The organism is Desulfobacter sp., assembly GCF_050177295.1.
In genome coordinates, this window is sequence record NZ_JBFXHE010000295.1 from 1 (window position 1) to 5,579 (window position 5,579).

Sequence of the window (5,579 nt, forward strand, 5' to 3'; positions counted from 1 at the left end):
CAAGGAACCCCAAAGGCGCCCATGCGTTTATCAACTTCATGATGAATCCCGAAGTGGCCAAGACCTGTGTTGAAGAATACGGGTATCCCACCCCGGTAAAGCCGGCCATTGCCCTGCTCGATTCCAACATCAGCAGCAGCCGGACCATCTTTCCTGATTCTGAAATCATTAAACAAGGCGAATTCCAGAATGACGTGGGACAGGCCATTGAAATTTATCAGAAGTACTGGGAAAAACTTCGTACCGGCAACTAGTGTTTGAACGCAAAGTCACCCCTCTGGGGCTTGGTCATAACATCGGCCACAGCGTAGGTTGGGTTGAACGAAGTGAAACCCAACAACTTATCGGCGTTGGGTTTCGTTCCTCAACCCAACCTACCAAAAATTCGGATGGCCTAAAATATGACCAAGGCCCCCATCTGCAACGCGCAGATGGGCAACTTTACGCCCAAACACGGGATGTTGTCCTGTCACCAACTATGGGACCATCCGCAGGTTTGGATTCAGCGTTGGATGCCATGATTCAAAACCGCTTTGGTCACCTTTTCTTCGCTGCCCCCCCCCCCGCAGGTCACATTAAATATATATCATGATAACACCTCTTCCAATGGGCAAAATTGAATATCCCGATAATAGAAATACAAGCACATAAGGATTATCAATTTGCCAAAAACCCCTATTTTATATAGGTCTTGAATCGTTTCTGGTTTAGGTTGGATAATTGTTACTGACTATAAAGGAAGGGGTATGATGACAAAGTTTCCCAGACGACACTGAGGTCTTTTGAAAGCACCGCCCGTGGCTGGCTGGTGCAGAATTTAATGGAGAAACACTTGTTATTACATTGAAAAATTGAAAATAACACCCGGCCAATTTTAGTATTTAAAGGAGTCTGTCAGATGATCAATGTCACTAAACCTGCCCAGGAACAGGTCAGGATGTACTTTGAAGGCAAAGAAATTACGCCCATCAGAATTTTTCTCAACAGCGCCGGATGCGGCGGGCCAAGCCTTGCTATGGCTTTGGACGAAAAAAAAGATACAGATGCCGTATTTACCTTTGATGAGGTGGAATACATTATGGATCAAAACCTTTTGGAAAAGGCCGGCCCTGTGGATATTGATTTCGCAGGCACCGGCTTTCGCCTTGAATCCGCCCTGAAACCGGCAGGCGGATGCAAGGGGTGCAGCGGCGGGACATGCGGCAGTTAACCGGAGGGTTCGTATGGCTTTTGAAGTCCACCTTCATCCCAAACTGGAAAGGCAGCTTACTGCAATGGAAGGTCAGGTCAATTCACCATTCATTGCAGCAGGCCGTGCCAGAACAATCATTGAGGCCATGATCCAAGGCCAGACTTCTCAGGCTTCAGGACTATTCAGGGCGCGTTCAGATGCCAGGGTGAAAAATTCATGGAAATATGACCTTGGTGCAGGATATCGTCTTATCTGCATCCGCACCAAACAGATCATTTACATCATGCATATCGGGGATCACGAAAGCTGTGATGCCTGGCTGAATAATAATTCAAAAAAGCAGCCCCAAAATACTGAAATGAAGATGACCGCATTCACCATTCGTAACAACCCGGCACCATTTGATTTTCAAACAGTCAGGTCGCAGGACCGAAAACCGGATTTTGACGATCAATACCTGACACCCATTCCCCAGGAATACCTAAGAAAGGTATTCTGCGGGCTTGTGGCTGGTTGATAGGCTGACTGATAGCGGAACATCGGGAATTTAATAATAATGCTGATGTAAAAAGATTAGACCTTAAAGCAACCATTTCAAAGGAGAACGTTATGACCGAGGCAATACAACTTGATAAGGGAAAAAAGGCAGCGTTTAAAGAAAAACTGATGAGTAAACTGCCGAATGGTGTCAACCTAAATACATGCCTGACATGCGGCGTATGCGCTTCCGGTTGCCCGGCAACAGGGCTTGAAAATATGGACCCGCGCAAGTTTGTCAGGATGGTGGCTTTGGGCATGGATGAAGAGATAACCAACAGCCCGTGGGTGTGGATGTGCACCCAGTGCCAGCGATGCCTCTATGTCTGCCCGATGAAGATCGACATTGGGGCTATGATCTTTGAAGCCCGGCAGTTAAAGCCCCGTGAAGAGAGGCCCAAAGGTATTTTAGGTTCCTGTGATATGGCTCTTCGAAATACCAGCGGCAGTGCCATGGGGCTTTCTGAAGAGGATTTTGAATGGGTGGTCGGCGACATTCTCGAGGAAGTCCAGGAAAGCCAGCCGGGCTGGGAAGAGCTTGAGGCACCGATCAACAAAGAAGGGGCTGATTTCTTTGTAAGTCAGAATTCCCGTGAACCGGGTGTGGAGCCCGAAGAGATGGTTCCCCTGTGGAAGATTTTAAATATCGTTGGTGCCGACTGGACCTATGGCACCCGGGGCTGGGGTGGTGAAAACTACTGTATGTTCCTTGCCGATGAAGAGAAATGGGAAAAAGTAACCCGGAACACCCTTGAATCGGCCATGGAACTGGACTGCAAGGTATACCTGAACACCGAGTGCGGCCACTCCACCTTTTCCGTATGGAAAGGCCAGCAGAAGTTCGGTATTGAGACCGATCTTGAGATTGCCCCCATGGTTATGTACTATGCCAAATGGATGCGGGAAGGCAAACTGAAACCCAGCTCCGACTGGAATAAAGATCTTAAAATCAAATTTACGGTTCAGGATCCCTGTCAGCAGGTTAGAAAGAGCTTTGGCGATGCTTTGGCCGAAGATCTGCGCTTTGTTGTCAAAGCCTGTGTAGGCGAAGAAAATTTCATCGACATGGCCCCCAAATACTCCAATAATTTCTGTTGCGGCGGCGGTGGCGGATACCTGCAGTCCGGGTACAATGAACAGCGTCTGAAATACGGCGAAATTAAAAAAGATCAGATCGTGGCCACGGGTGCAGAATACTGTATTACACCCTGCCATAACTGCCATGATCAAATTCACAAGCTTGCCGATCATTACGAGTGTCATTATCATGTTATGCATTTATGGACATTGATCTGCTTTGCATTGGGCGTGCTCGGCGGGAAGGAACGGAAATATCTGGGGCCGGACATGAAATTGCTTAACATGCCGGAAGGCCAGGAACTGGATGAAGACTTTTAAAACGCTATGTAACGTTTAGATTTCTGGTTATAATTTTTAGAGGGCAGGATATGGTTTCATATTCTGCCCTTATGTTTTTATTGAAAATTCCAATTGTATTTATTTTTTCTATTTGTATTTTCGTTTTGATTTAAAATCCCGCCCCCCATTATACTTGCAAATTTCAAAATAGATTAACTTTCGTAACAACTTGAGACTAAATTGTTTATCGATTTTAAAAGACAAACTTTGACGTTACAAAAGGAGAATACAATGAGCGAAGATTATGCCCCCATGTGGGAGAGCCTTGGCATGGATTTACAGGCCCACGACGCGTTATTAGGTGTTTTGGGGCAAGGGTACCGGGACATATATCTTGCCCAGAAGAATCGCCCCGAAGGCATGGGGTATTTTGATTTTGTCATGAGCGAGGTTCATGGGCTGCGGATCAAAGAGCTTTTGGACGAAAAAAAGCAGAACCGCAAAATCATCGGCAGCTATTGCGTATTTGTTCCCGAAGAGATTGCGCTTGCAGGCGGCGCCACCCTGGTAGGATTATGTTCCGGTGCGGACTTTGCCGTTGAGGAGGTGGAAAAACATTTACCCAGAAACACCTGTTCATTGATCAAGTCCTCCTTTGGTTTCAAGCTTGGCAGAGTTTGTCCCTACCTTGAAAGCGCAGACATGATCGTGGGAGAAAATACCTGTGACGGAAAGAAAAAAGCCTATGAAATATTTGCCGGTATGGTGGACAACCTTTATGTCATGGACCTTCCCCAGGTCAAATCCAGCCAGGGACGCTCGCTTCTCAAAGCAGAATATGAACGGTTCAAAACAGCAGTGGAGAAATTAACGGGAAATAAGATCTCCGTAGAATCCCTTAAGGAAGCAATTAAGGTGGTCAATGCCAAACGAGCAGCCCTGCACCGGCTGGCAACATTAAGAAAGGCGGACCCGGCTCCCATTTCAGGACTTGACGCCCTTCTGGCCAATCAAGTGTTCTTTTACGACAATCCAGCCAGGTTCACCGAATCGGTAAACAAAATCTGTGACGAACTTGAGGTGCGAATCAAGGAAAATCAGGGCGTATTCCCTTCAAAAACCCCGAGGATTCTCATCTCCGGCTGTCCCATGGCCGTACCCAACTGGAAACTGCCCTGGATAATTGAAACCTCCGGTGCCGTAATCGTAGGCGAAGAATCCTGCGTGGGTGAAAGAGGCACCCGGAATCTGACCGAGGATTCAGGACAAAGCCTGGATGAATTGATGGAGGCGATCACAGACCGGTATTTCAAGGTGGACTGCGCCATTTTTACCCCCAACCAGGACCGGAGCGACCATATTGTTGAAATGGCCAAGGCCTATGGTGCAGACGGTGTGATCCATTACGGTCTGCAGTTCTGTCAGCCTTATATTATGGAATCCATCCCTGTGGAAAATAAACTTGAAAAATTAGGCATTCCCTGCATGAGGATTGAAACCGATTACGGCATGGAGGATGTCGGGCAGCTTAAAACCCGGGTGGAAGCCTTTATAGAACAAATCTCTGACTAAGGAAAAAAATGATTTGCGCAGGCATTGATATCGGTTCCAGAAGCATTGAACTGGTAGTGGTTGAAAACAAAAAGGTGATTGAAACCCGCCAGACAGATACCGGATTTGACCCCATTTCCCAGGCCAAAAAAGTGATGGATGGGGTAAAATTTGACAAGATCATGGCCACAGGTTACGGACGCAACCTTTTTGAGGTGGCGTTTGAAGATGCATCAACGGTCACGGAAATCAAAGCCCATGCTGCAGGCGTTCGCCTTGAATTCCCCGAAGCCCTTGCCATTCTTGATATTGGCGGCCAGGACAGTAAGTCCATCCGGCTCAATGAACAGGGTCGGGTGGTGAAATTTGAAATGAATGACCGGTGTGCTGCGGGTACAGGCAAATTTCTTGAAATCATGGCACAGAATCTGGGGTTTTCCCTGGATGAGTTTGGTCCGGCCGCCCTTGCTGCCCAAAAAGATCTTCAGATCAACAGCATGTGCACCGTCTTTGCAGAGTCTGAAGTGACATCGCTCATTGCCAAGGGCCAGGATCGACAGGAGATTGCCCGGGGTCTTCACTTAAGTGTGGTCAAACGTGCCGTGGGCATGCTGAACCGCGTGGGAGCCCAAGGGCCCGTTGTATTCTCCGGCGGGGTGGCACAAAACCCATGTATGGTGCACATGGTGGCAAAGGCCCTGGAAAAAGAGGTCCTTGTCCCCAATCACCCCCAGATGATGGGTGCCTTGGGCGCAGCCATGATCATGGCTGAAAAACAGTGAAACGGATCAACCAAAAATTTCTCTGAGACGGATCTCATCCTGCCAGACAGCGTCTGTATCCGCATAAAGTTGCTTAAGGGTTTGGGTCACATGCGCCTGCATCTGCCCAAATCCCTCCTTCCCCATATCCCGGGGCACATGGATAGGGGAGCCAAACC

At 48.0% G+C, this 5,579-nt stretch carries 5 protein-coding genes and 1 pseudogene; all 6 read left to right on the plus strand.

Annotation, left to right across the window (positions count from 1 at the left end):
- Nucleotides 1-254, plus strand: a pseudogene (potD, locus tag AB7U36_RS17220) (spermidine/putrescine ABC transporter substrate-binding protein PotD); the annotation flags it as partial.
- A 644-nt stretch (nucleotides 255-898) separates the two neighbouring features.
- Nucleotides 899-1,210 (plus strand): IscA/HesB family protein, encoded by a 312-nt coding sequence (locus AB7U36_RS17225; RefSeq protein ID WP_277005212.1) that lies wholly within the window; start codon nucleotides 899-901, stop codon nucleotides 1,208-1,210.
- 13 nt (nucleotides 1,211-1,223) lie between these two features.
- On the plus strand, nucleotides 1,224-1,709 hold the full coding sequence (locus AB7U36_RS17230) for a hypothetical protein (protein ID WP_286822496.1): 486 nt from the start codon (nucleotides 1,224-1,226) through the stop codon (nucleotides 1,707-1,709).
- A 92-nt stretch (nucleotides 1,710-1,801) separates the two neighbouring features.
- Nucleotides 1,802-3,127 carry a (Fe-S)-binding protein gene (locus AB7U36_RS17235; protein WP_287036500.1) on the plus strand — a complete coding sequence of 442 codons (1,326 nt, stop codon included), beginning with the start codon at nucleotides 1,802-1,804 and terminating at the stop codon, nucleotides 3,125-3,127.
- 252 nt (nucleotides 3,128-3,379) lie between these two features.
- Nucleotides 3,380-4,660: a double-cubane-cluster-containing anaerobic reductase gene (locus AB7U36_RS17240; protein ID WP_428160922.1), complete on the plus strand. Its 1,281-nt coding sequence runs from the start codon at nucleotides 3,380-3,382 to the stop codon at nucleotides 4,658-4,660.
- A gap of 8 nt (nucleotides 4,661-4,668) precedes the next feature.
- Nucleotides 4,669-5,421 carry an acyl-CoA dehydratase activase gene (locus AB7U36_RS17245; protein WP_287126967.1) on the plus strand — a complete coding sequence of 251 codons (753 nt, stop codon included), beginning with the start codon at nucleotides 4,669-4,671 and terminating at the stop codon, nucleotides 5,419-5,421.
- Nucleotides 5,422-5,579: the final 158 nt, after the last annotated feature.

What these genes read in the sequence shown, in the direction of transcription:
- AB7U36_RS17225 (WP_277005212.1), top strand. Translation starts at nt 899, where the DNA reads ATGATCAATGTCACTAAACCTGCCCAGGAACAGGTCAGGATGTACTTT.
- AB7U36_RS17230 (WP_286822496.1), top strand. Translation starts at nt 1,224, where the DNA reads ATGGCTTTTGAAGTCCACCTTCATCCCAAACTGGAAAGGCAGCTTACT.
- AB7U36_RS17235 (WP_287036500.1), top strand. Translation starts at nt 1,802, where the DNA reads ATGACCGAGGCAATACAACTTGATAAGGGAAAAAAGGCAGCGTTTAAA.
- AB7U36_RS17240 (WP_428160922.1), top strand. Translation starts at nt 3,380, where the DNA reads ATGAGCGAAGATTATGCCCCCATGTGGGAGAGCCTTGGCATGGATTTA.
- AB7U36_RS17245 (WP_287126967.1), top strand. Translation starts at nt 4,669, where the DNA reads ATGATTTGCGCAGGCATTGATATCGGTTCCAGAAGCATTGAACTGGTA.